Consider the following 24,191-nt stretch of genomic DNA (forward strand, 5'->3'; position numbering starts at 1 on the left):
ACGCCACCGTCTCGGCCAAACCCTTCGAGGCCAAAGTGCTCGTGATCGCCGCCGTCAGCGTCGTCTTTCCATGATCTACGTGACCGATCGTACCGATGTTCACGTGAGGCTTTGAACGATCAAACTTTTCCTTACCCATGGTGTTTCCCTCCTACGCTCTCTGCGCGGTCACCCGGCGGCCTTGGCCACCAGCTCCTCACTGACACTCTTCGGAGCCTGTTCATACGAGGCGAACTGCATTGTGTAGTTGGCCCGCCCCTGGCTCGCCGAGCGCAGGTCCGTGGCGTATCCGAACATTTCCGACAACGGCACCCGGCAGGTGATGACCTGTGAATTGGCCCGGGCTTCCATACTCTGTACCCGCCCCCGGCGGGAGGTGATGTCGCCGATGACGTCTCCCATGTACTCCTCGGGGGTGACGACCTCGACCGCCATCACCGGCTCCATCAACACCGGCTTGGCCTTTTGGCAACCGTCCTGGAAGGCCATCGAACCGGCGATCTTGAAGGCGACCTCCGAAGAGTCCACGTCGTGGAAGCTGCCGTCGTAGAGATCCACTTCGATGCCGGTCACCGGGTAGCCGGCGAGGATCCCACTCTCCATCGCCTCCTGGATTCCCTGCTCGACAGGCTTGATGAATTCCCGCGGGATCACGCCGCCGACGATCTTGTTGTTGAAGATGAACTCTTCTTCCTCCGTCGGCCGCATGACGATCTTGGCGTGGCCGAACTGACCGCGGCCACCGCTCTGGCGGACGAAACGGCCTTCACCTTCGGCCTCCTTGGTGATGGTCTCCTTGTAGGCCACCTGCGGCTTGCCGACATTGGCGCCAACGTTGAACTCGCGCACCAGACGATCGGTGATGATCTCCAGGTGCAGCTCGCCCATGCCGGAAATCAGGGTCTGTCCGGTGTCCGGATCGGTGTGCACCCGGAAGGTCGGATCCTCCTTGGTGAGCTTGCCGAGGGCAACACCCAGCTTCTCCTGATCGGCCTTGGTCTTGGGCTCGATGGACACGGAGATTACCGGATCCGGGAAGGTCATCGACTCGAGCAACACCGGCGCGTCCGGCGCGCAGATGGTGTCGCCGGTGGTGACGTCCTTCAAGCCCACGGCGGCAGCGATGTCGCCGGCCCACACCTCGGAAATCTCTTCGCGCTTGTTGGCGTGCATCTTCAAGATCCGGCCGATGCGCTCGTTCTTCGAACGGGCGACGTTCAATACCGAAGCGCCGGACTGGACGCTGCCGGAGTACACCCGGAAGAAGGCGAGCTGGCCGACGAACGGGTCGGTCATGATCTTGAAAACCAGCGCGGAGAAAGGCGCATCGTCGTCCGACGGACGCTCGACGCTGGTCTCCTCACCGGGGATCATGCCCTCGACCGGCGGTACGTCGAGCGGCGACGGCAGGTAGTCCACTACCGCGTCGAGCAGCGGCTGGACACCCTTGTTCTTGAAGGCCGAACCGCACATCACCGGGTGCAGATCGCCGGAGATCGTGGCGCGGCGCAACGCCGCCTTGATCTCGTCGACGGTGACCTCTTCACCGGAGAGGTACTTCTCCAGCAGCTCGTCGTCCGTTTCGGACACCAGCTCGACCAGCTCTTCGCGCCGCTTGTGGGCCTCGTCCGCCAGCTCCTCGGGGATGTCGACGGTCTCGTAATCGGCGCCCATGGTCTCGTCGCGGTACAGGAAACCCTTCATCTCCACCAGATCGACAACGCCCCGGAGCTGATCCTCCGAACCCCAGGGAATCTGCAGCGCCACCGGCTTGGCGCCGAGGCGGGACTTCATCATGTCGATGGTGCGGTCAAAGTTGGCACCGACGCGGTCCATCTTGTTGACGAAGGCGATGCGGGGCACGCGGTAACCGTCGGCCTGACGCCACACCGTTTCCGACTGCGGCTCGACACCGGCCACCGCATCGAACACCGCGACGGCGCCATCGAGCACGCGCAGGGAACGCTCCACTTCGGCGGTGAAGTCGACGTGTCCCGGGGTGTCGATGATGTTGATCCGGTAGTCGTTCCAGGAGCACTGAGTCGCAGCGGAGGTGATGGTGATGCCCCGCTCCTGCTCCTGGGCCATCCAGTCCATCGTCGCGGTGCCCTCGTGGACCTCGCCGATCTTGTAGTTGACGCCCGTGTAGAAAAGGATGCGCTCGGTGGTCGTCGTCTTACCGGCATCGATGTGGGCCATGATGCCGATATTGCGCGTCTTTTCCAGGGAAACCTTGCGTGACATGATCTGAAACTCTCTAGTGAACTCGATCTATTGCGACGTTGGGGCCGCGGAGCGTCGCGATTGCGCGCTCTCGGCAAACCCAAGAATCTTTGGTTGTTGAAGTCGGGGAGCGGAAGCCTTACCAGCGGTAGTGCGAAAACGCTTTGTTCGCATCCGCCATGCGGTGCGTATCCTCTCTCTTCTTCACCGCTCCGCCGCGGCTTTCGGCAGCTTCCGAAAGCTCACCGGCCAAACGCTGCCGCATCGTCTTTTCTCCGCGGCTCTTGGCGGCGCTGATGATCCAGCGCATGGACAAGGCGAGGCGACGACCCGGGCGCACTTCGATGGGCACCTGGTAGGTCGAGCCGCCCACACGCCGGGACTTCACCTCGACGGCCGGCTTGACGTTTTCGATCGCCCGCTTGAAAACCTTCATGGCGTCGCCGTCTTCGGCGCGCTCGCCGATGGTGCTGAGGGCGTCATAGATGATCCGCTCGGCGACCGCCTTCTTACCGTCCTCCATCAGGACGTTGACGAACTTGGTCACCAACTGCGAGTTGTAGATCGGATCGGCCAGGATCTCCCGCTTCGGAACTTCGCGTCTTCTGGGCATGCCTTGTTCCCTCTAAGCCTTCGGGCGCTTGGCGCCGTACTTCGAACGACCCTGGCGGCGACCGTCGACGCCGACGGCATCGAGGGTTCCGCGGATTACGTGATAGCGCACACCGGGAAGGTCCTTCACACGGCCGCCGCGAATGAGCACAATCGAGTGCTCCTGCAGGTTGTGGCCGACCCCCGGAATATAGGTGGTCACTTCGATCCCGTTGGTCAAGCGAACACGGGCGACCTTACGGAGAGCCGAGTTTGGCTTCTTGGGCGTCTGGGTATACACGCGCACGCAAACCCCACGACGCTGCGGACAGCCTTGCAGAGCCGGGCTCTTGGTCTTGGTCTTGATGCGCTCGCGTCCCTTGCGCACCAACTGCTGAATCGTAGGCATGCGTCAACTCTCCTAAACATCGCGGATCGATCCCATAAGCGGGATTGCGGCCACGAAGCATATCGAGGCTCACGGCTGGCCCAAGGCCCTCCGCGGCCCCGCTTTCGACTACTCGCCCTCACCCGTAGGCGGGGCCTGTCCGAAGACGAAAAAGTCGCCACGGTCCCCGGGCGGGGACCCTCGGCGCGAAAACTCGCCGACAGTAACAGGGCTGCATCCGCCCCGTCAACCTCTCGGTTGCCGACCTGTCGAAGGGCCGGCGTGAAGGCGGAGTATAGCCATCCACCCAGTGCGATGCAAGGGCTAGTCGACGAGAGACTCCAGAGCCTCGTCCATGGCCGCGCCACGGCGGGACCAGAAGTACTCCTCGACCCGCGCGCGCTGGCCGATGGGCGGTTGCCTCAGGGAGGCGTCGCCCGCGGCGAGGGCCGCCAGGCGCTCCGCCAGGGCGCCGGCCTCGCCCTCACCCGACGCCTGGTAGAAGAGGTCATCGCCCAGCGGGCCGAAGATCTCCGGGTAGGCCAACCGCCGCGGCAACAGCGGCCGGGCGCCGGCCGCGGCCGCCTCCAGCACCCCCAGACCGAAGAACTCGTGGCGGGCAGTGGAGACCACCACATCCCCCAGCCGCAGCCCCGCCTCGTAGTCTTCCCGACTTTCCAGCCAGCCCCAATGCAGGATGTGCTCGGCCAGCCGCTTTCGGGCCCGTCCAAAAACCGCCGGCCGGCGTTCGAAGGACTCACCGAGCACCACCAACCGCAGATCGGCGCCGGCAGCGAGCGCCCGTTCCACCGCCTCGAAGAATACTTCCGGCCCCTTGTCGTGCTCCCAACGGGCGACCCACAGCAGGGTCAGCGGCCCACCGGAGGTCGGCCCAGGAGAAGGTTGAAGGCGCCCCGCGATCGCCGGAATGCCCGGCGCCTGCACCACGCTCCGGCGGCGGATCTCTTCGATCTCCGCCAGCGGTCGATGATCGGGCATCCGCCGGATGAGGGCCTCCGTCGCGCCCGACCAGTCGTCGCGATGGAAGGCGGAGTTGAACCACACCGCCTCGGCCGCCAGGGCGGAGGTCAGGTGGCTGAAGGCGAAGTGGAGATCGCGCCGCCGGGCAGACTCTCCGACCGCGGACGACAGCGGATAGGTGAGCTGGTTCTCGTGGAAGTAGAGCACCGCCGGCAGGGAGGCCACCTCCGGCGCCAGCCCCCGGAGCTGCGCCAGGTCCAGCATGCTCGAAGCCCACAGCAGGTCCCAGCGCTCACCCTCGGACCAGCGCCGACGGATCCGCCGGGCGAAGGTCAGTGGTGCGTGGCGCATGCGCCAGCGCCACTTGAAGGGCGGCAGGCCGAGGATCGTCCAGCGATGGCGGCTGACCTCGGACCAGCCGATGAGAAACGCGCGGTGGCTACCGCCGTCGTAGGGCTCGAGGGCGAGTACCCGCACCGCTACTCCTCTTCCTCGCTGAGGTCGTCGGTCGCGGCCTCGTCGTCAAAGCGGACAGATGCCTCCCCACCGAGGAGGCGCCGCAGGCTGTCCAGCCGATAGCCGGAAGCCGCCGACGCGGTGGACAGGTCTTGCAGCAGATCCGCCGCTCGGGATGGGTTCATCTCCGGCTCGTCGCCGGCTTCCGCCAGGGCGGCGGTGAGGGCCAGCCAGCGCACGAAGGTGGCGAAGGCCTCGCGATGGAACCACACCGTGTCGTCGAAGCGGTGGACCCCGAGGAAGCGACGGACCTCCGGATCGACCAGCCAACGTTCGAACAGCTCGCCGGCGCCCGACTCGACCTTTGCCCGCCACCAGTTCGCGAAGGAAGAGTCGGTGAACAGGCGGACCGCCTGGGCGCGGGCGTCGCTCTCCTCCTCTTCGGCCCCAACGGCGACGGCGCGGCGAATCTCCGGCAGCAGCAGCCATTGGTCGACCAGATCCCGCGGCGCCTCTGTTCCCGTACCAACCTCCGCCAGGGCCGCGAGCACCACTCGGCAGGCAACGGCCATCAGCTCCCCTCGGCGAGTCTCGAGATCCTCCGAACCCCACAGGCCGAAGGTCAACGGGCCGGTCGCCCGCGGCAAGCGGCTGAGGTCCGCGAGGGTTTCGCGTAGCCCGGCGACGACTTCGGCAAGGGCATCCTCACTCACGACGGGGATCGCGGAAGCGGAGTCTGCGAGCCCCCCGACCCCCGCCGCAAGGTGCGGCGCCACCTCCCTGAAGACCGCCTCGGACCGGGTGACGAACGCCTCGATCGCCGGCTCCGGATTGCTCTCCCGCCATAGCCGCAGCAGAGCCGGCGACGACAGGAGCTCTCCCACCGGCGCCCGCACCGGCTGCACCAGGCGCTCCCGGAAAGCCACGTCCATGTCCGCCACCGCGTGGCCGTGAAGGGCCTCCGCCAGCGAAGCCCAGGCGCCTCCAGGATCCTCCACCGAGCGGAAATCGAGGTACACCCGGTGTTCATAGGGTCCCAGCTCCGCCACCAGGCCGCGCTCGCAGAGGATCCGGCCGGAAAGGATGCGCTCGCCGCCGGCCACCGCGTCTCGGAAGATCCAGAACACATCATCTCGCGGCTCGAAGCCGAGGGCCTCGCCGAGGGACTCGCTGCGGGTGAGGCCGCCAGACCGCCCCTTACTCTGGCCCTGGCCCTGATCCCGGTCGCGATCGGCGAAGGGCACGCTCAACCGGATCGATCCGGCGGTCATCGCCGCCCGGTTGTGCACCAGCACCAGCGCGCGCTCGTCGCCGCGACGATTCGAGAAGGCGTACACATCCGCGTTGACCTCGCCGCCAGCGGCCTCGAAGGGGAACAGCCGGAAGGTCGCCACCTCGGCGAACAGCGCTCGCCGCCGCAGCAGCGGCGCGATCATCCGCTCGTGATGGGCCACGAGCCCGCGGTCCGGCGCCTCGTCGCGGTAGGCCCGGCGATACTCCATACCGTACTTCTCGCCCAGCCCTTCCCACTGCCCGTGACCGAACATCGGCAACCCCGGCAGGGTGACCAGCAACACACAGGCGGCGAAGTACTTGTCCCCCTGGCCGAACTGTTCGAGGGCCGTCTTTTCGTCGGGATTGGTGAGGAAGTTGAGGAACCGCTTGAGGATCTCCGGCTCGAAGGCGAGCACCTCTGCCAGCGAGCGCTGGAGCTGGTCGTTCGATTCATCCCGCAGCATGTGCATGAAGGCGCTGTTGTACACCCGGTGCATGCCGAGGGTGCGCACGAAGTAGCTCTCCATCAGCCAGAAGGCCTCGGCCAGCAGCAGAGTGTCCGGCACCTCCTCGGCGATGCGGTCGACTACCCGGCGCCAGAACTCCTCCGGCATGCGGCGGGCGAACTCCTCCGCCGGCAGGGCGTGTTCGGCGCGGGAAGGAATGTCGCCCCCCTCGCCCGGTTGCGGATACCAAAGGCGCTGGACGTGGCGTTTGGCCAGGGTCATGGCGGCATCGAAGCGGATGACCGGAAAGCGCCGGGCGACGGCCAGGATCTCCTTGATCACCGCCTCCTGCACTTCCGGATTCAGATAGTCGAGCTGGGCCGTGTCGTTCCACGGCAGCGAGGTGCCGTCGTTGCCGTGGTAGACGAAGGCTTCCGCCGGTGGCGAGACCGAACGATCCACCCGGCGAAAGACCACCGCCGCATCGCTGCGGTCCCAGTAGCCATCCTCCAGATAAATCCCCACCGCCGGATCCGGCGACAGGTCGGGCCCGGCGAAGGTGTAGTTCGGAAACGGGCACACGGGGACGGAAAGAAACCGCTCCGGATGCTCCAACACCCACTCCGAATCCACCCCGAAGTGGTTGGGCACCATGTCGCAGGCAAGGCGCAAGCCACGCTCCACGGCGCGGCGCCGAAGGTCGTCCAGGGCTTCGTCGCCGCCCAACTCCTCGGCGATGCGGTAGGCGCCGATGGCGTAGGCGGAGGGCGCTGCCTCGGGATTGCCGCAGCGGCGCTTGATCTCCGCCGAGGCGGGACTGCGCTCCCACAGGCCGATCAGCCACAGGCCGGTGACGCCGCGCAGGGCCAGGCGATCGAGTTCGGCATCGGGAACGGCGTCGAGGGTGGCGATCGGCCGGCCGTGGTCGCGGCTCAACTGGTCGAGCCACACCAGGGCGTTCTTGGCCGCCAACACCAGCTCCGGCATCCAGCTCCGGTCGGCGCTGAAACGCTTCTCGCCAACGGCCAGATCCGCCGCGTCGATCGCCGGCGGGGGCGGAGGTGGCGGCCCGCCGGGGCCGACGAACACCGGCTTTTCCTCCTCCCGGAGGACGTCCCGCGCCAGCAGCAGTTCACGCCGCGCCGGCGGAGGCTGGCGCCCCTCGTCTTCCAGCACCAGGGCGAGCTGTTGATCGACGGAGTTCGGCGCCTCGCGCAGCGGCGCGACCCACTCGGCAAAGGCTCCGCCCCCTTCCTCCAAAGGCAGCGCATCGGACCACTCCTCCAGGCTGGCGACCATCTCGCCATAGCCGGTGTCGGCGTCCAGTTCGGCATCGTCGAACAGATCGCGCAGGCGGGCGAAGGCGGGGTTGCGGTTGATCAGCCACAGGCGGACCATCGCCGCCAGAGCGGCCTCGTCGGCGTCCGCCTGGGCGAGTTCTTCCGACAGTCCCTCCAGAGGGTAGAGGTCGCGCAGGCGGCGGAAGGCGGCGGACAGGCGCTCGGCACCGAATCGGTCCCGCAGCCAGCCGAGGGCCCGCGCCAGGACTCCCGAACCGGCACTCCGCCGGAGGCGGTCGAGCAGGCGGCCGGAGTAGGAATGGAGTTGGAGAAGCGCAAAGAGGTGGCCGGCGCGCACCCCTCGCTCGGGATGGCGCACCACATCGCGCTCCTTGTCCAGCCGGCGCGCCAAGGCCCGCACCGCCGCCAGGCTACGGCCGCTCGGCCCGAGACCCGGCGCTCCGTCCGCCAGCTCCAACCGCTCCAAGGCAACGCGTGTGAAGGGAAGGTCCATGCGGAACGAAAGATACCAGCGGCGTGCCGGGACTCCCGCCGCGGCCTACAATGAAGGGAGACGCTTTCCACCCAACGTCCGGAGAACCGCCCATGCGCCCCACCCTCCTCGCCTGCACCCTCTTTGCCCTCGCCTGCCAGAGCAGTCCCGCCGAGGATCTGCCGGCGGTGAGTCCCGGAGAATCGTTCCGCCTGGCCGTCGGCGAGAGCGCTCGCCTGGACCTCCTCGGCTGGCGGGTGACCTTCGTGGAGGTGGTGGGAGATTCGCGCTGCCCAAAGGGAGTGCAGTGCGTGTGGGCAGGCGAAGCGACGGTGCGGCTGGAGATCGAGCACGATGGCGAAACGAGCCGCCATGAGGTTTCGAGTCTCAAGGAGAGGGCCGACGTCAACGGCCGCACCTGCCATCTGCGCCAGGTTGATCCCTACCCGGAGAGCAGCGAGAGGATCCCGCCGGAGGACTACTCCATCGAGCTGGAGTTCGCCGCCGAGTAGCGGTCAAGTCCTTCTTCAGGCGCTTTCAAAAGCGGCCATCCGGCCGAGCAGATCGACCACCCGGTTGGAGTAACCCCATTCATTGTCGTACCAGGCGATGACCCCCAGGTAGCCGTCGCCGTGGGCGACGGTCGATAGGGCGTCGAACACCGAGGAGTGCGGATTGCCGATGATGTCGCTAGAGACGAGCGGCTCTTCCGAGTACTGGATGATGCGCGCCATCGGCCCCTCGGCGGCGCGGCGGATCGCCGCGTTGACCTCCACCACGTTCGGCTGCGAGACCACCCGGCACACCAAGTCCACAATCGAACCGTCCGGCACCGGCACGCGCATGGCCATGCCGTCGAGCTTGCCGTCCAAATGCGGCAGCACCTTGGCGACGGCACGGGCGGCGCCGGTGGTGGTGGGAATGATGTTCTCCGCCGCCGCCCGGCTGCGTCGCAGGTTCTTGTGCGGCACGTCCGCCAGGCGCTGATCGTTGGTGTAGGCGTGGACGGTGGTCATGAAGCCCTCTTCGATGCCGAAGGCCTCATCGAGGACCTTGGCGATCGGCGCCAGGCAATTCGTCGTACAGGACGCGTTCGACACCAGCCGATGCGAGGCGTCCAACTCGTCGTCGTTGACCCCGAGGACGATCATCGCGTCCAGCGGCTCCTTCGGCGGCACCGTGAGGATGACCTTGCGGGCACCCGCCGCCAGATGCTTTTCGAGCGGCTGCCGGTGGCGGAAAACGCCGGTGGACTCCACCACCACATCCACCCCGAGGTCGCCCCAGGGGTTGTCGGCGGGATCCCGGTGAGCGGTCATCACCACCCGGTCGTCGCCGGCGGTCATCGAATCGCCATCCACCGTCACGGTCTTCGGGAACGGCCCCATCACCGTGTCGTAGCGCAGCAGGTAGGCGAGCTGCTCGTTGTCGTACAGGTCGTTGATGGCGACCACTTCCATGTCGTCCCGCTCGCTCAGGATGCGGAACACGCTGCGGCCGATGCGACCGAAACCGTTGATCCCCACGCGCACGACCATCAGGCAGCCCCCTCGACCGTCGGCCCACCCGACAGCCCGTCGAGTTGACGGAACCGGTGGATCAAATCCACCACCCGGTGGGCGTAGCCCCAGCCGTTGTCGAACCACGACAGGGTCTTGGACATGGTGCCGCGGGCCATCGTGGCTTGCGAATCGAAGGTGCTCGAAAAGGTGCTCGAGAGGATGTCGCTCGAAACGATGGGATCGTCCTCATATTCCACATACTGCCGCCATTCCGGACTGGCGGCGGCGGTGCGCATCACTTCGTTGACCGCCGTTTCGGTGACTTCTTGGTCGTGCCAGCACACCAGATCGACCACCGAACCATTGGGCACCGGCACGTTCATCGCCCGGCCGACGATGCGGCCGGCCAGTTCCGGCAGCAGATCCTCCACCACCCGGGCGGAGTTGGTGTCCTGGGGAATGATGTTCTCGGCCGCTGCCCGGCCGCGGCGCTTGTCCTCCGCCGGTACGTCCGCCAGGCGCTGCTGATTGGTGTAGGCGTGGACGCTCGACAGAAACGCCCGCTCGATACCGAAAGCCCGATGCAGTATTTTGATCACCGGCCCGGCGCAGTGGGCGGTACAGGAGCCGTTCGACACGACGCGATGGGAGGCTTCCAACCGCTCGTCGTTGACCCCCATCACCACCGTGATGTCCGGCGGATCCTCCGGCGGCACGCACAGGATCACCCGTTTCGCGCCCTGCTCCAGGTGCCGCTCGATCTCCTCCCGGGAGCGGTTCTGCGAGGTCGCCTCGATCACCGTATCGACTCCCAGTTCACCCCAGGGCACATCCCCCGGCCCACGTCCGGAGACCATCGGGATCTGCCGGCCGACCACGTACAGGTGACCGTCCTCGATGCTCACTTCCTCCGGAAAGCGGCCGAGCAGGGTGTCGAACCGCAGCAGGTATTCGAGCGCCTCCGGGTCGGCGATGTCGCTGATGCCGGCCAGGCGGATCGCCTCGTCGCGATACAGAATTCGGAAGAGGTTGCGGCCGATGCGGCCGAATCCCATCAGTCCGATGCGGGTGGGTTCCATGGATCAGGCGAGCCTCCCAGGCAGGTTGTAGAAGACGCCGGCGCCACGGTAGCGGGCCGCCGGACCGAGCGCCCCTTCGATACGCAGGAGCTGGTTGTACTTGGCGGTGCGGTCGGTGCGCGACAGCGACCCGGTCTTGATCTGTCCGGCGTTGGTGGCCACCGCCAGATCGGCGATAGTAGTGTCCTCGGTCTCGCCGGAGCGGTGGGAGATGACCGAGGTGTAGCGCGCCCGCTTCGCCGTCTCGATGGCGTCCAGGGTTTCCGTCAGGGTGCCGATCTGATTGACCTTGATCAGAATCGAGTTGCCGATGCCCTGGGCAATGCCCTTCTCCAGAATGCGGGTATTGGTGACGAATAGGTCGTCACCGACCAACTGCACGCGGTCCGCCAGACGCTCCGATAGCTGCTGCCAGCCGTTCCAATCGTTCTCTCCCAAGCCATCTTCGATCGACAGGATCGGATAGCGGCCCACCAGATCCTCGTACCAGTTCACGATGTCCGAGGTGCTCCGCACTGCACCGTCCACCCGATAGCCGTCGCCCTCCACCAACTCGCTGGCGGCGACGTCGAGGCCCAGCCAAATGTCTTCACCGGGCCGGTAGCCGGCCGCTTCGACGGCCGCTAGCAGCACTTCCAGCGCCTCTTCGTTCGACTGGAGATCCGGCGCGAAACCGCCTTCGTCGCCCACCGTCGTGCCCAGACCACGCTTCGCCAACACGGCTTTCAGGTGATGGAAAATCTCCGTGCCGGCGCGCAGCGCCTCGGAGAAGGTCTCCACCCTCACCGGCAGGATCATGAACTCTTGAATGTCGACATTGTTGTCAGCGTGGGCGCCGCCGTTCAGCACGTTCATCATCGGCACCGGCAGTTCCCGCGCCGCCACCCCGCCGAGGTATGACCAGAGGGGCAGATCGTGCGCCGCCGCCGCCGCCCGCGCCGTCGCCAAGGAGGCGCCGAGGATGGCGTTGGCGCCGAGGCGCGACTTGTTGTCCGTACCGTCCAGCTCGATCAAGATGCCGTCAACCACCGCCTGGTCGCTAGCGTCGAGCCCTTCCAGGGCCTCGGCGATCTCGCCGTCCACATTGTCCACCGCCTGGGAGACGCCTTTGCCCAGCCAGCGGCCCTCGTCGCCGTCGCGCAGCTCCACCGCCTCGCGCTCCCCGGTGGAGGCTCCGGAGGGCACCGCCGCCCGGCCCCAGGCGCCGCCGGCCAGGCCGACATCCACCTCGATGGTGGGATTGCCCCGGCTGTCCAGAATCTGCCGCCCTTCGACGGCGACGATCATCGTGTCGGTCATCTCTTCCATGCTTTCGGGCCCCGTGCTCGCAAAGCACCGAGAAATCAATCATCTCAGCACTCTGCTCGCATTCATTTCTAGGGGGCTACGCCCCCTCGCCCCGCGATTGGGGCTCACCCCATCTTCGGCTTCGCCGCCGAGCCCTCGCGGGCTCGGTCGCGGACTGCACCCGGACTCTCATTCCACCCGATCTTGAGTCACCAACCAGCCGTTACTCTAGCAGTCCTCACGGCCCCATCCGCGCCGGCTGGCCAGTGTTTTCGAGCACCCCCATCCACAAGCCACCGTCGGGCTCCATGGTCTTCTCGCGACGCACCACCGCCGGGATCGGAACGTGCACGAACACCCCGTGCCAGAAGCCGATCAGCACGTCCGTTTTGCCGGCCATGGCGGCGTGGACGGCGTTTCTGGCCAGGCCGTCGCAGAGCAGGGCGTCATCGGTGTTGGCCGGGACGCTGCGAATGGTGTAGCTGGGATCGAAGTACTTGAGCACCATGGGGATGCCGCGCTCGGCGAAGTGTTCCCGGATGCGCTGGCGCAGGAACAGGCCGATGTTGCGGTGCTGTCGGTTGCCGGAGGCGTCGTGGCGGTCTACGGACTCGTCCTCGAAAAGATGTTGGCCGGCGCCCTCGGCCACCACGACGACCGCATGCTGGCGCGAAACGAGACGCTTTTCGAGCACTTCCAGGAAACCACCGGGACCCTTCAGTTCGAAAGGCACCTCCGGCACCAGGCAATAGTTCACTTCCTGGCTCGCCAGGGTGGCGCCGGCGGCGATAAAGCCAGCGTCACGACCCATCACCTTGACCAAGCCGACGCCGTTGCGGGCGCCGTTTGCTTCGACGTGGGCTCCCTGGATCACTTCCCGAGCCTGATCCAGGGCGGTGAAGAAACCGAAGGAGCGCCAAACGAAAGGGATGTCGTTGTCGATGGTCTTTGGGATGCCGACGACGGCGCAGGGGCGAGACCGCTTCGCCAGGGCTTCAGCCAGGGCATGGGCACCGCGCTGGGTGCCGTCACCACCGATACAAAACAGCATGTCGACCTCGAGCTGCTCCAGGTAATCGGCCATCACCTCGGTGTCCTGCGCCCCCCGGGAGGAGCCCAAGACAGTGCCTCCGAAGCGGTGGATACGGCGCACGAAGTCCGAAGTCAGCGGCACCGGCGGCTCCCCCACCGCCGGATTCAAACCCTGAAAGCCGTAGCGGATACCCAGCACATCCTTCACCCCGTAGCGGTGATATAGCTCATAGAACACCGACCGGATGACGTTGTTGGTACCGGGGCACAAGCCACCGCAGGTGACGATGGCCGCCCGCACCTCTTTGGCACCGAAGAAGAGCAGTTCGCGCGGGCCGGCCTTCTCGAAGAAAAGCGGCGGTTCGTCGCCAGGCCCTTCCGGACCGACCTCCACACTCACCCGGATGCCGGTGCCCGGCGCCACGAAGCTGCCGGTCGCCTCGACACTCGCCGGCGGCAGCTCGAGGGGCGACGGGATGCGGCGCGGGCCGAAGTCGGTGACGACCAGTTCGTCAGGAAGGAGAGGGATGTCGTGCATGGGCTGGCTCCGGTGCAAGGCTATCCCACCTCAGCAGGTGATCAAGCCCTGCGCACCTCAGCATCCCCCGACCAGGAGTTCAAAGCGCACATACTTTCATGAATATTTATAAACACTGACATTTGCATTTCCGTTATAGTTGTCTATTCTGAATGGAATTCTTTCGGTGCGACGCAGTGAGATCCTGACTATCGACCTACTTGCAAAGGAGATCCTTCATGAAATCAAGGTCTTTCATCTCCCTCTGTCTTTTCCTCCTGGTTCTAGGAGTTGGACTCGCTTCCACCGCCCAGGAACACCAGGACGCAGTCCCCAACGTTGCACCCACTGCGATGGTGGAGCTCGAGATCCCACTGTCACTGGAGCTCGAACTTCAGTGCACCGTGGACTCGCAGATGACCGGGCTGTCTGTGATCCCTGAGGCCCCGGGATTCGGCTTTCCGCTCTGTACCAGCCAGGCGCAGTGTGACGCGATCTGTGCACCCTTCGAGGGAATCTGCTGGCGTCAGTTCTGTATCTGTTGACTCGCGGACCCGGCTAGGCAAGCAGACTTCCGTTCATAGGTGAAGTTCCTCTCACTGCGTCGCCCTCCACCTAGAACTCCCTGTGACCTGGCCGTCTCTGCACAGAGCCCAGCGGGCTGCATGAACACTCATTGCGCTCACCATGTATTGAATGGTGTGCGCAATAGCGCTTTAAATTTTGCGGGCCGACTGCTCCGTGCCCGCATCCTCCCACCACCCTCCCGGTGGATCGGGATTCGCCAAAGGAGACTTAAATGCGCAAACTCATCCTCTTACTCGCCCTCGCGGCGGCCGTTGCCGTCCCCCTCCTGGCCGCCAGCGCCGGAAACGGCGACCAAGCCAAAAGTGCCGAGGACTACACCCGAGAGGTCAAGGCCGAACGGGACGCCGAGTGGGATCTCGTGGATACCGCCTGGATGGTCGATGACGGCCGCACCGTGACGGTGATGTGGGACTTCACGGCCCCGAACCCGCTGGCACCCGTGATCGAGGTGCCGAGGGCCGGGGACTACTGGTGGTACGAAGGCTCCGCCGCCTCGCTCTTCGGCGCCGCCGAACTGACCGAGGAAGGCGTGCTCCTCTTCGCGGAGACAGATGCCGACAGGCCGAACGAAGACCAGAACCCCACCGACACCCAAGATCCCGACGTTATCGGCATTCTGGAGGTGGAAGACACCAATCCGCCGGAAGAGAAGAAGCAGAAGCTCGTCCAACTCACCTACAAGTGGAAGCGTCAGGGCGGCGGCACCGCCCCGCCGGGCCCCACGGTGACCATCGAGCCCAACAACGCCCGCATCATCGCCATCAATCGCGCGCCAGCCGGCGCTTATGAAAAGGTCACCATCAAGATGACCTTCGGCCCGCCCTGCCCGGCGTCCGTCAAGGCCAAGTTCTCCCGCGCTCCGGGAGGACCGGCGGTGGTGATCGGTGGAGCCAGCATCGTCGGCGTCTGCGCCGATCCCATTCACTGACAGTTCCGACCCCGGGCTCGCGACGGCGAGGCGCCGTCGCGGGCCCTTCTTCGTTCTGCCGGCGGTAGACTCGCCGCCGTGAGCGCCTTCGCACTCTCCCCCCGCCTCGACCGCAGGCAGCCCGTCCGTCGACTCCACCTGATCTTCGGGGATCAGCTCGACCTTGACGCTCCGGCCCTCGAAGATCTCGACCCGGAGCAGGATCTGGTGTGGATGGCCGAGGTGGAAGAAGAGGCCCGGCACGTTCCCAGCCATCAGCAGCGAACGGTACTGTTTCTTTCGGCGATGCGGCACTTCGCCGTCGTCCTCGAAGGGCGCGGGATGCCGGTGACCTACTCCCGCCTCGACACCGAAGACAACACCCAGTCCTTTGCCGGCGAGCTGCAGCGTGCCTTCGAATCCTTCGCACCGGAGCGAGTCACCGCCGTGCGGCCCGGCGAGCACCGGGTGCTGTCGATCCTCGAAGAGGCGGTGGCGAAGATGGAATTACCCTTCGAACTACTGCCCGATGAGCGCTTCCTGTGCAGTAGCCATGTCTTCACCGACTGGGCGGAGGGCCGCAGCTCCCTGGTGATGGAGCATTTCTACCGCTTCCAGCGCAAACGCTTCGGCATACTGCTGGACGACGATGGCAAGCCCGAGGGCGGCGACTGGAACTACGATTCGAAGAATCGCCAGAGCTTCTCCCAAGCGCCGGATGTGCCCGACATCCCGGCCTTCGAGCCGGACGTGATCACCGAGGAGGTGATCGCCCTGGTCAAGAAACGTTTCCCAGGCGCCCCGGGACGTCTCGACGCCTTCCGTTGGCCGGTCACGCCGGCACAGGCAGAGGAAGTACTCCACCACTTCATCGAGCATCGCCTGCCGACCTTCGGCCGCTATCAGGATGCCATGTGGAGCGGCGAACCGTTTCTCTTTCACTCGCTGCTGTCGCCACCCCTCAACCTCGGGCTGATCCACCCTGAGCGGGTGATCGACGCCGCCCTCGCCGCCTGGCGGGCCGACCGCGCTCCGCTGCCGGCGGTGGAAGGGTTCGTGCGCCAGATCCTCGGCTGGCGGGAGTTCATTCGCGGCGTCTATTGGCTCGAAGGTGCGGACTACGGCGAGCGCAACGGCCTCGACCACCAGGGCCGTCTGGCGGAGATGTACTGGTCCGGCGAGACGGACATGAAGTGCATGGAGGAATGCCTCGATCAGGTGCTCGAGCACGGCTACGGTCACCACATCCAGCGGCTGATGGTCACCGGCAACTTCGCCCTGATCGCCGGTATCCACCCGCGGGAGGTCAGCGACTGGTACCTCGGCATGTACGTCGACGCGGTGGATTGGGTCACCCTGCCCAACACCCTCGGCATGACCCTGCACGCCGACGGCGGCATCGTCGGCACCAAGCCCTACGCGGCAAGCGGCAAATACATCGACCGCATGAGCAACTACTGCGGCGACTGCCGCTACTCCCTGGACCAACGCCACGGTGAAGACGCCTGTCCCTTCGTCACGTTCTACTGGGATTTTCTGCTGCACCACCAGCAGCGCTTCTCGAACAACCGCCGCATGAGCCTGATGCTCAACCACCTCGACAAGATGGACGCCGCCGAGAGAAAAGCCATCCGCCGGCACGGCGACCAACTGCGCAGGCGCTTCGGGACCCTTGCCGAAGAGTAAGGCCCTAGAGTTCGCCCAAGCGCGAGTCCCAGCCGGCGAGGCGAGCCCGATAGATCGGATCGTCGAAGCGTGCCGGGTGGAACGCCGGCGCCCAGGACGGAAGCTCGTCGCCGGTGAGGTGCGCCGCCAGCAGATCCCCGGCCCCCTGAGACGACATGATGCCGAAGCCCGAGAGGGCACCCACCACCCATACCCCGGGCACCGGCAGAGGTCCGATCAACGGACGGTTGTCCGGCGCTTTGCAGTAGTAGCCGCCGCTGATCTCGGCCTGCGAGCCCCGCCCGAAGTACCCTTCCAGATCCGGGATCATGCGGGCAACGCCGCGCAGCAGCACCTCGCCGTAGTAGGGATCGAAGGCCGGCGGCCAGGTCGCCTTTGAGACCGCTTTCGGCGCGTAGGTCCAGAGTAGGAGCAGATGGGCGTCCGCCCCGTCGCCCCGCGGCCGGAAGTGGGCTCCCAGCGGCAGCTCCCGCAGCAGGTCCGGGCGGTCGGCGAGGGTCTGCCGCTCCTCTTCCGTCCAGGACAAACGCACCGGATCGTTCCAGATCATCAGCGGCGCGTCGCGCGGCACCAGACCTTCGGGATCGCGTAGAGCCGCCTTGCCGTGCAGTTCGTTGATCACCGGCAGCTCCAGCCCGAGAAGACGGCCGGCCTCCGGCAGCAGCGGCCCCGGCGCCAGCACCAAATGCTCCGCCGGCAAGGTGCCACCCTTTTCGAGAACCACCGCCGCCACCGCTCCGGAGGCGCTTTTCTCCACCGCCACCAGCCGATCCCGCAACACCGTCACCCCTTGACGTTCGAGATCGGCCAACAGCCAGCGGCCGAGAGCGCGCGAGTCCAGCCAGCCAGCCCGCCGCAAATGCAGCAGGCCCAACGCGTCCGGGGCGATGAACGGGTAGGCGGCCTTCACCACCGCCGGGTCGGTCACCAGATCGGCGCCGTCGGCGAACCGCCAGCCCTCCGCCGGCGAAGGTGCGTAATCGCCTTCCTTTCGCCGCAGCGGGCCGGCGCCGAAGTCCGCCACCTGCCGGGCGGTGGATACCATCCCCCGCAGGCGTTCCGCGTCGCCGGTGGCGAACACATAGCCTCGCCGGCTCATCGCAAAGGCGCCATCGCTGGCCTGGTGAATCGCTTCCAGCAGATCGACGCTGCGGCTGGTCAACCGGACCATCGCGGCGTCCATGCCGGGCCACCAGGTGCGGTACGCCTCGGTGCCCTGACTGCTGGTGAGGCCGAGGGGTTCGCCGGCGTCCACCACCACCACCCCGTCGCGGCCGCGCCGCACCAGATGCCAGGCGAAAGCCACGCCGGCCATGCCGGCGCCGCACACCACCGTCGAGGCGCGGGAGGGAATCTCTCGCTCGAAATTCATCGTCCGCATGGTACTCCGACGACGGTCGGCGGCGGTAGACTCATCGCCGTCGTGCTCTATCGCCTCGCCCGCCCCTTTCTGTTCAGCCTCGATGCCGAACGCGCCCACGGCGCCGGCAAATTCGCCCTGCAGATCGCCCGCTGGGCCCCCGGCCTTGCCTGGCGCAACGGCAACGCGCCCTCCGAACGCCTGGCGCTCGATCTGTTCAGCCGCACCTTTGCCGGCCCCATTGGCCTGGCCGCCGGATTCGACAAGGACGCCGAGGTCGCCCACTTGATGCCGATGCTGGGCTTCGGATTTGTCGAAGTGGGCACCGTCACGCCGCAGCCTCAACAGGGCAACCCCCGGCCGCGCATCTTCCGGCACCCGGAAGAGAAAAGCCTTCAGAACCGTCTGGGATTCAATAATGCTGGCCTGGCGGCTCTCGAAGGGCGCCTCGACGAGCTGGGGCCGCTGCCGATACCCCTGGGCATCAATATCGGCAAGAACAAGGACACGCCGGCGGACCAATCGCTCGACGACTACCGGCGGCTCCTCGCAGCCTTCGGCCAGCGCTGCGACTACCTGGTGGTCAACGTGTCCTCCCCCAATACGCCGGGCCTGCGGGATCTTCAAACGGAGGAGTTCCTGCGGCCGCTCTTCGAGAGCGCCCGAGAATTCACCGATCGGCCGGTGCTGGTCAAGATCGCGCCGGATATGGAGCCGGCCCGGGCGGTAGACCTGTGCGCCGCCGCCGTCGAAGCCGGCGCCGCCGGCGTGGTGGCGACCAACACCACCGCGGACCTCGACCGGGTGCCGGAGCCGGTCCCCGGCGGCGGAGGCCTCTCCGGCCGGGTGCTGACGGAGCTCTCCTTCGAAATGTTCGAGGCGCTGGCGAAGGAACTCTTCGGCAAGGCGACGCTGATCAGCGTCGGCGGCATCGGCAGCGGCCGCGAAGCCTACCGCCGCATCCGCGCCGGCGCCTCGCTGGTACAGCTCTATACGGCGCTGGTGTTCAAGGGCCCGGACCTACTCGGCCGCATGCACCGGGAATTGGAAGAGTGCCTGGACGAAGACGGATTCGAGAACCTCACTGAGGTCATCGGCGCGGACAGAAATCCTTCCAAGTAGAACTCAATACGCAAGACTCGAAGCAAGACTGCGGTCCCAGAGTGTGAGCGGTTTGCTAGAAAGCAAACTGCGTCCGAGCCCGAAGGGCTCGGCGGCGACGGACGTCGCCGCCGAGCCAGGGGTGAGCGGCCAATCACCGCGCTTCTCGGCCGCGAGGGGGGCGCAGCCCCCCTAGAAACAGGCAGCTAGCGGCAATTGAGAAAGGCCGCGCAGCGGGCTTTATCGATAATCGCCAGCGAAAGGAAGGAGGGAGGAGCCGTTGTTGGGGGCCGGCTCCTCCCCAGGGGGTGGGAAAGGACTACCAGCTAAGCTTTACGCCCAGCCGGAGGGTCCGGGGAGCTTGAAACTGCGTCGCCTGGCCGAACTGCGGATTGCCGTTCGGGCAGGACGTGTTGGGGCCCGTGCCGGGGCCGCCGCAGTCGGGCGGAGTCGGCGTCTGGGTGAGAGGAGCGAAGGTCCAGTCCTCGTCCACCTGCGTCGCCTCCTGCTGATCCGTCACGTTGAACACGTCACCCACCAGCTTGAGGTCCAATCCGCTCGACAAAGTGATCGGATACTCCACGTGGAGGTCCAGGTTCCACACGTCCGGGGTGGTACCGAAGCTGCCGCGTGGCGTCACGAACCGCTCGCTATTGCCGTACACCGGATGGGCGCCGAGCTGACTGATCGGCGTGCCGGACAACCACTGGCCGTAGAAGCCGGTGATCAGCTTGAAAGGCCACAGGTACGAGCCGTAGAGTTTGACCTGGTGCTCGCGATCGTTGGGCAGCGGGCCGAAGGCGCCGTTCAACAGCTCCGGTAGGTCGTAGACCGAGGTGATGTTCGGGTCGAGTTGCCCGTTGTCCTGCCGGAACAACCCACCGTAGTTGCCCTCGTTCTTCGAGTGCACATAGCTGCCGAAGAGCTGCCAGTTGTCGGCGAAGCGCCGGTTGACGGTCAACTCATAGGCCTCGTAGTCGCGCACCGGCTCCGGGAAGGTGACGGCCGCCGGCAGCGGCACACCGGTCACCGGGTTCGCCGTGACGACGCCACCGGGGTTGGTGATGAAGTAGGTCTGACCGCCGTCGACGGAGATGTCCTCGACGACGTTCTCGATCTCCCGCTGGGTGGCCTTGACGCCGACCGCGACGTTCGGCATCAGCTCGTACTCGAAGCCCACCAGGGCCTCGACGGTGTACATCGGCTCGATGCCCGGGTCCACCCGCGTACCGCCGCCGAGCTGGTAGGTGTAGGTCCAGGTGCCCGGATTCTGGGCGTTCGGCAGCGAACCGTCCGTCGGGTAAGCGAAGTAATACAGGTTGAATTGCTCGTTGCCGAAGGCACGGGTGTTGATGTCGAGCGGTACCGACTCGTAAAACTGTCCGTAGTGACCATAGAGCTTCGAGCGGCCGTTCTTCGCCACGTCCCAGGTGAAGCCGACGCGCGGCGCGATCATGTCGCCGTGGGAGAAGTCGAGTTCCTGGCTTTGGTTGACGTCCGACAGGTCGCCCTTCGAATTGAAGGCGTCGGACCGCACACCGAGATTGAGCGAGAAGTAGTCCGACAGGCGCACCCGGTCCTGGAAGTAGAAGGACTGCTCGTCGGTCTCGCCCTCGGAGTCTTGGTCGTACTCGAACAGGATGGCGGTGGTGTTGAACAACAACCAACGCTGGCCGGCGAGGCCACCCGGATCGTAGACGAAGCCGGTGGAATCCGCCGCCGGACCGTCCACCGCGCCGGGATAGTGAGCGTGGTCGGTGTACTCGACCCGGCGGGCGCTGGCGCCCACCTTGATCTCGTGGTCCACCCCAAGGGTCTCACCGAACCAGGTCAGGGAGCCTCGCGCCTCGTCGCGCAGGCTGTCGCCGCTCTCCTGATGGAAGGTGCCGCCGACGCAGCCGGGGTTGAAGACGAAGGTCGAGAAATTGTTGGCGTCGATCGGCGACAGGTCGCCGGCGCAGCCCTGCTGCTGGGCGAAACCGAGCCGGCCAAAGTTGCGCACCTCGTAGAAGGGCTGATCGGTCAACGGGGTCTGGCGGAAGGTCTGGTCGAAGCGCCCGATGCTCGCCTCGCTGAACAGGCTACCGCTCAGGCTACCGCTGTAGGACAAGCCGAGGGTCTCGGCCCCCAGGTCACGGCTGTCGCCGACGGTGCCGAAGCTGTTGCGTACCAGGTCGTCCTCGCGCTCCCGCGGGTCACCGAAGGCCGAGAAGACGAACTGATGGCTCGGATTGAGCTGCCAGGTGAGCTTGCCGGCATAGAACAGCGCATCCTCGGACTCGGTGTTGCGGGTACCGGTACGGGTGGTGTACTCAGTCTCCTTGGTACTCGGGTTCAGGGCCACGAAGTACCACAGCTTGTCTTCGATCAGCTTGCCGCCGACGGAGGCGCCGAAGTCGTACTCGGTAAAGCCTAGGTTCTGGCCGAACTCATTGATCGGTTTGGCCTCGGCCTGCAGGCTGTCGTCGTTGTAGTAGCCGAACACGTCGCCCTGCAGCTCGTTGCCGCCGGACTTGGTGATGACGTTCAGCACACCGCCCAGGGCGCCGCTGTGCTCCGCCTCGTAGCCGCCGGTCTTGACCTGCACCTCTTTGATGAACTCGAAAGGCACCGCCGAGCCGGAAGTACCGAAAGCCGGGTTGGTGCTATCCAGGCCATCCACCACGTAGCGGTTCTCGGCCACCGAGGCGCCGCCGATGGAGGGGTTGTCGTCGCCAAGCTGGCCGCCGGCGCCGGTGGTCACGCCCGGGGCGGCAAAGGCAAGGCCCTGGTAGGTGCGGGTGACGGGAAGCTCCTTGAACAGTTTCTCGCCGAAGTTGGCGCCGCCGGTGGTGGTGGTCACATCCACGACCGGCGCGACATCGCTTACCGTGATGATGTCTCCGAAGTCGGCCGGGCGCATCTGGAACTCGAGGGTCACGGTGCGATCGAGGCCGACCTGGACGCCCCCTTGCTCCAAAGTGGCAAAGCCCTGATAGCCGGCGCTCACGCGGTAAGTCCCCGGCGGCAGGCCAACGAAGCGGAAGCTGCCGTCCGCCCCGGCGACCACCTCGCGATCGCCCTGCAAGCTGTCGCTGGTGGCGGTCACCGTCACGCCGCCGAGGGGGTTGCCGTTTTCGAGTACGGCGCGGCCTTCGATGCGGCCGGTGGTTTGGCCCAAGGCCGGCAGGGCCAAGGTCATGGCGAGGACGGTGATGGCGAGGCAGCGCGCGGCGCCTCGCCATGTAAAGGTGCCGTGAGAACTGAGGAGGCTTCGTAGAGTCCTACGGTTACTGAGGTGTGATCCCATCGTTCGATCCTTTCGTGATGTGCATTCCGTGGATCGATGACGAGTACGCCTCAGCACCGACCCTGATGTGCCGGAAGTCCGAAGAACTCGACCGCTGTTGTCCTGAGGCGCTGTCACCTCATTCGTGAGAGAGGCCCTGAGCGGGAATCCCGCTGAGGGCTACCGGGTCGAGCTCTTCGGAACGATTCCGGTGGATCCAACTGCCCAAGGGAGGGAGCAAGGCCGGTGCCATGGTCCCCGGTAACCGCACCCATAGAAACTAAACCACTGATTGGAAAGGATTTACCCGCAAACTGATCGCGCCATCGGGAGCCCAGAAGGGAGGCTCGGAAACGCGGACCCGGGTCCGCCGATGTGGATCCTCTGCAATGGATTGGATCGCAAGGGTTGGGAGGGAAGCCGCCACTCGCCGCGCAGAGTCGACCTATATTTCGCGATGAAGAATCTACTGCCAAAAGGCCTGCGACCTAGCAAGGGAAGTGCCAAGGATCGATACACCCTCCCAGAGGCCCAGAGACAAAGAAGCTTCTCCACTCTTCCTGCCGCAGCTCGAAGGGCAGAGATTCAGCGGATTGAAGCGCACCTCACCGATCATTCAAAAGAGTGAAGGCGAACGCTCTATTTCAATATTCAATGACACCCGAGTGGAGGGGGCTGGCACGAATCTGGTAGAGGTTCAAGAATTTGAATGAACCTCTGAGAAGGGCAGAGACCGCCGGCGGATCTCTGACTAGGAGTCTTGGTCTCCCGGTACCGCTTCCTCCGGTTCGCTCCGCAGCTGACCGACGGTTCGCCCGCCGCTCACCAGCTGCAGATCCACCGCCTGCCAAGAGCCGCCGTTGTCCCCTTCGCGCAGCTCGAACTCGAAGATCAAATCGCGGCTCGGAAGCTGCTGAAAGCCCACCGTGTCCGGTAGCTGGGAATCGTGGAAAAAAACACTCGTGTAGGGCGACTCCGGGTGCCGGGTGTCGGTGATCCACAGGCCCGGCGAGACCTTGCGCAGGAAGCGCAGGAAACCGTATCCCTTGCCGCTGTGGTTGTAGCAGACGCCGCGCACCCGTGACCCGAGTTCGCCCCAGGGCGGCTGGTCGCGCGGTCCGGCGACGGGCACCAGATTGGGAATGAGGAATCCCGACATGAACAGATCCGCCTCGCGGCGGAGGGCCTGGGATACATTGTTGAAGGCCACCAGCTCCACCCGGCAGCCGCGGTTTTGGAGGGCCGCCACCACCCGCGCGAAATCGCCGTCGCCGGTCAACAACAGCACCCGGTCGAGGCGATCCGACTGCAGCAGCAGATCCACCGCCATATCGAGATCGACGTTGGCCTTGCCGTAGCGGTGACCGGTTTCGTCGGTGTACCACTGCACCCGCTTGCGCACCACTTTGTAGCCGACATCCCGCAGGCTCGACTGGAAAGCCCCCTGGCCGCGGCGGTAGACGTCGTCGCGCTCGGCCCTCTCCGGATCGAAGCTGACATAGGCATTCAAGCGCACCGCCCGTCCGCCGTCCCGGCAGGCGTGCTCGCGCAGCACGTCGAACCGCATGCCGTAACCGCCGTTCATGGCGACATTGGCCCCGTCGATGAAGACTCCGACCCGCGTGGTGGCGGCCATGCTCTCTCCTTGGTCGACCGTTTGGACTCAGTACTGCAAGAAATGAAAGGGCGGCCCCGCGAGGCCGCCCTTTGAAAACTGATGCTAGGAAGCGA

17 protein-coding genes are annotated in these 24,191 nt (G+C 65.8%); 4 read left to right on the forward strand and 13 right to left on the reverse strand.

What is annotated here, in order from left to right; genetic code table 11:
• From AAF481_19095 to AAF481_19120, 6 genes are all read right to left on the reverse strand, one after another.
• Positions 1-139 (reverse strand): GTP-binding protein (locus tag AAF481_19095; protein MEM7483276.1); only part of this gene is annotated, 139 nt, incomplete at its 3' end.
• 29 nt (positions 140-168) lie between these two features.
• Positions 169-2,244: an elongation factor G gene (gene fusA, locus AAF481_19100; protein MEM7483277.1), complete on the reverse strand. Its 2,076-nt coding sequence runs from the start codon at positions 2,242-2,244 to the stop codon at positions 169-171.
• A gap of 118 nt (positions 2,245-2,362) precedes the next feature.
• Entirely contained in the window at positions 2,363-2,836 is a 474-nt protein-coding gene (gene rpsG / locus AAF481_19105) for a 30S ribosomal protein S7 (GenBank protein ID MEM7483278.1), read from the reverse strand.
• A gap of 12 nt (positions 2,837-2,848) precedes the next feature.
• On the reverse strand, positions 2,849-3,223 hold the full coding sequence (rpsL, locus tag AAF481_19110) for a 30S ribosomal protein S12 (protein ID MEM7483279.1): 375 nt from the start codon (positions 3,221-3,223) through the stop codon (positions 2,849-2,851).
• A gap of 303 nt (positions 3,224-3,526) precedes the next feature.
• On the reverse strand, positions 3,527-4,660 hold the full coding sequence (locus AAF481_19115; protein MEM7483280.1) for a DUF3524 domain-containing protein: 1,134 nt from the start codon (positions 4,658-4,660) through the stop codon (positions 3,527-3,529).
• 2 nt (positions 4,661-4,662) lie between these two features.
• A complete protein-coding gene (locus AAF481_19120) occupies positions 4,663-8,154 on the reverse strand; it encodes an alpha-amylase family glycosyl hydrolase (GenBank protein MEM7483281.1) in 3,492 nt (1,163 codons plus the stop codon).
• A 92-nt stretch (positions 8,155-8,246) separates the two neighbouring features.
• Between AAF481_19120 and AAF481_19125 the strand changes: the two genes are divergently transcribed.
• Positions 8,247-8,645 (forward strand): hypothetical protein, encoded by a 399-nt coding sequence (locus AAF481_19125; GenBank protein MEM7483282.1) that lies wholly within the window; start codon positions 8,247-8,249, stop codon positions 8,643-8,645.
• 15 nt (positions 8,646-8,660) lie between these two features.
• Here AAF481_19125 and gap read toward each other — a convergent pair whose 3' ends face one another.
• The 4 genes from gap to AAF481_19145 all read right to left on the reverse strand — a co-directional run bounded on the left by gap (position 8,661) and on the right by AAF481_19145 (position 13,571).
• Entirely contained in the window at positions 8,661-9,671 is a 1,011-nt protein-coding gene (gene gap / locus AAF481_19130) for a type I glyceraldehyde-3-phosphate dehydrogenase (protein ID MEM7483283.1), read from the reverse strand.
• Positions 9,671-10,714, reverse strand: a complete 1,044-nt coding sequence (locus tag AAF481_19135; GenBank protein MEM7483284.1) for a glyceraldehyde 3-phosphate dehydrogenase NAD-binding domain-containing protein — start codon at positions 10,712-10,714, stop codon at positions 9,671-9,673. Before AAF481_19135 ends, gap begins: the two co-directional genes overlap by 1 nt.
• 3 nt (positions 10,715-10,717) lie before the next feature.
• Positions 10,718-12,022: a phosphopyruvate hydratase gene (gene eno, locus AAF481_19140; GenBank protein ID MEM7483285.1), complete on the reverse strand. Its 1,305-nt coding sequence runs from the start codon at positions 12,020-12,022 to the stop codon at positions 10,718-10,720.
• Between the two features lie 217 nt (positions 12,023-12,239).
• Entirely contained in the window at positions 12,240-13,571 is a 1,332-nt protein-coding gene (locus tag AAF481_19145; GenBank protein MEM7483286.1) for an ATP-dependent 6-phosphofructokinase, read from the reverse strand.
• Positions 13,572-14,349: 778 nt separating this feature from the next.
• On the opposite strand from AAF481_19145, the gene AAF481_19150 reads away from it, so the two are divergent.
• Together AAF481_19150 and AAF481_19155 are read left to right on the forward strand one after the other, a co-directional pair.
• Positions 14,350-15,066: a hypothetical protein gene (locus AAF481_19150; protein MEM7483287.1), complete on the forward strand. Its 717-nt coding sequence runs from the start codon at positions 14,350-14,352 to the stop codon at positions 15,064-15,066.
• A 78-nt stretch (positions 15,067-15,144) separates the two neighbouring features.
• Positions 15,145-16,731: a cryptochrome/photolyase family protein gene (locus tag AAF481_19155; protein ID MEM7483288.1), complete on the forward strand. Its 1,587-nt coding sequence runs from the start codon at positions 15,145-15,147 to the stop codon at positions 16,729-16,731.
• Positions 16,732-16,735: 4 nt separating this feature from the next.
• Here the strand turns inward: AAF481_19155 and AAF481_19160 are convergent, their stop codons facing one another.
• Positions 16,736-18,103 carry an FAD-binding oxidoreductase gene (locus AAF481_19160; GenBank protein ID MEM7483289.1) on the reverse strand — a complete coding sequence of 456 codons (1,368 nt, stop codon included), beginning with the start codon at positions 18,101-18,103 and terminating at the stop codon, positions 16,736-16,738.
• A gap of 51 nt (positions 18,104-18,154) precedes the next feature.
• Between AAF481_19160 and pyrD the strand changes: the two genes are divergently transcribed.
• Positions 18,155-19,213: a dihydroorotate dehydrogenase (quinone) gene (pyrD, locus tag AAF481_19165; protein ID MEM7483290.1), complete on the forward strand. Its 1,059-nt coding sequence runs from the start codon at positions 18,155-18,157 to the stop codon at positions 19,211-19,213.
• A 298-nt stretch (positions 19,214-19,511) separates the two neighbouring features.
• Here the strand turns inward: pyrD and AAF481_19170 are convergent, their stop codons facing one another.
• Together AAF481_19170 and AAF481_19175 are read right to left on the reverse strand one after the other, a co-directional pair.
• Entirely contained in the window at positions 19,512-22,481 is a 2,970-nt protein-coding gene (locus AAF481_19170; GenBank protein ID MEM7483291.1) for a TonB-dependent receptor, read from the reverse strand.
• Between the two features lie 730 nt (positions 22,482-23,211).
• Positions 23,212-24,096, reverse strand: a complete 885-nt coding sequence (locus AAF481_19175) for an NYN domain-containing protein (protein MEM7483292.1) — start codon at positions 24,094-24,096, stop codon at positions 23,212-23,214.
• Between the last annotated feature and the right edge of the window lie 95 nt (positions 24,097-24,191).

It is taken from the genome of Acidobacteriota bacterium (assembly GCA_039030395.1).
Classification (GTDB): domain Bacteria; phylum Acidobacteriota; class Thermoanaerobaculia; order Multivoradales; family JBCCEF01; genus JBCCEF01.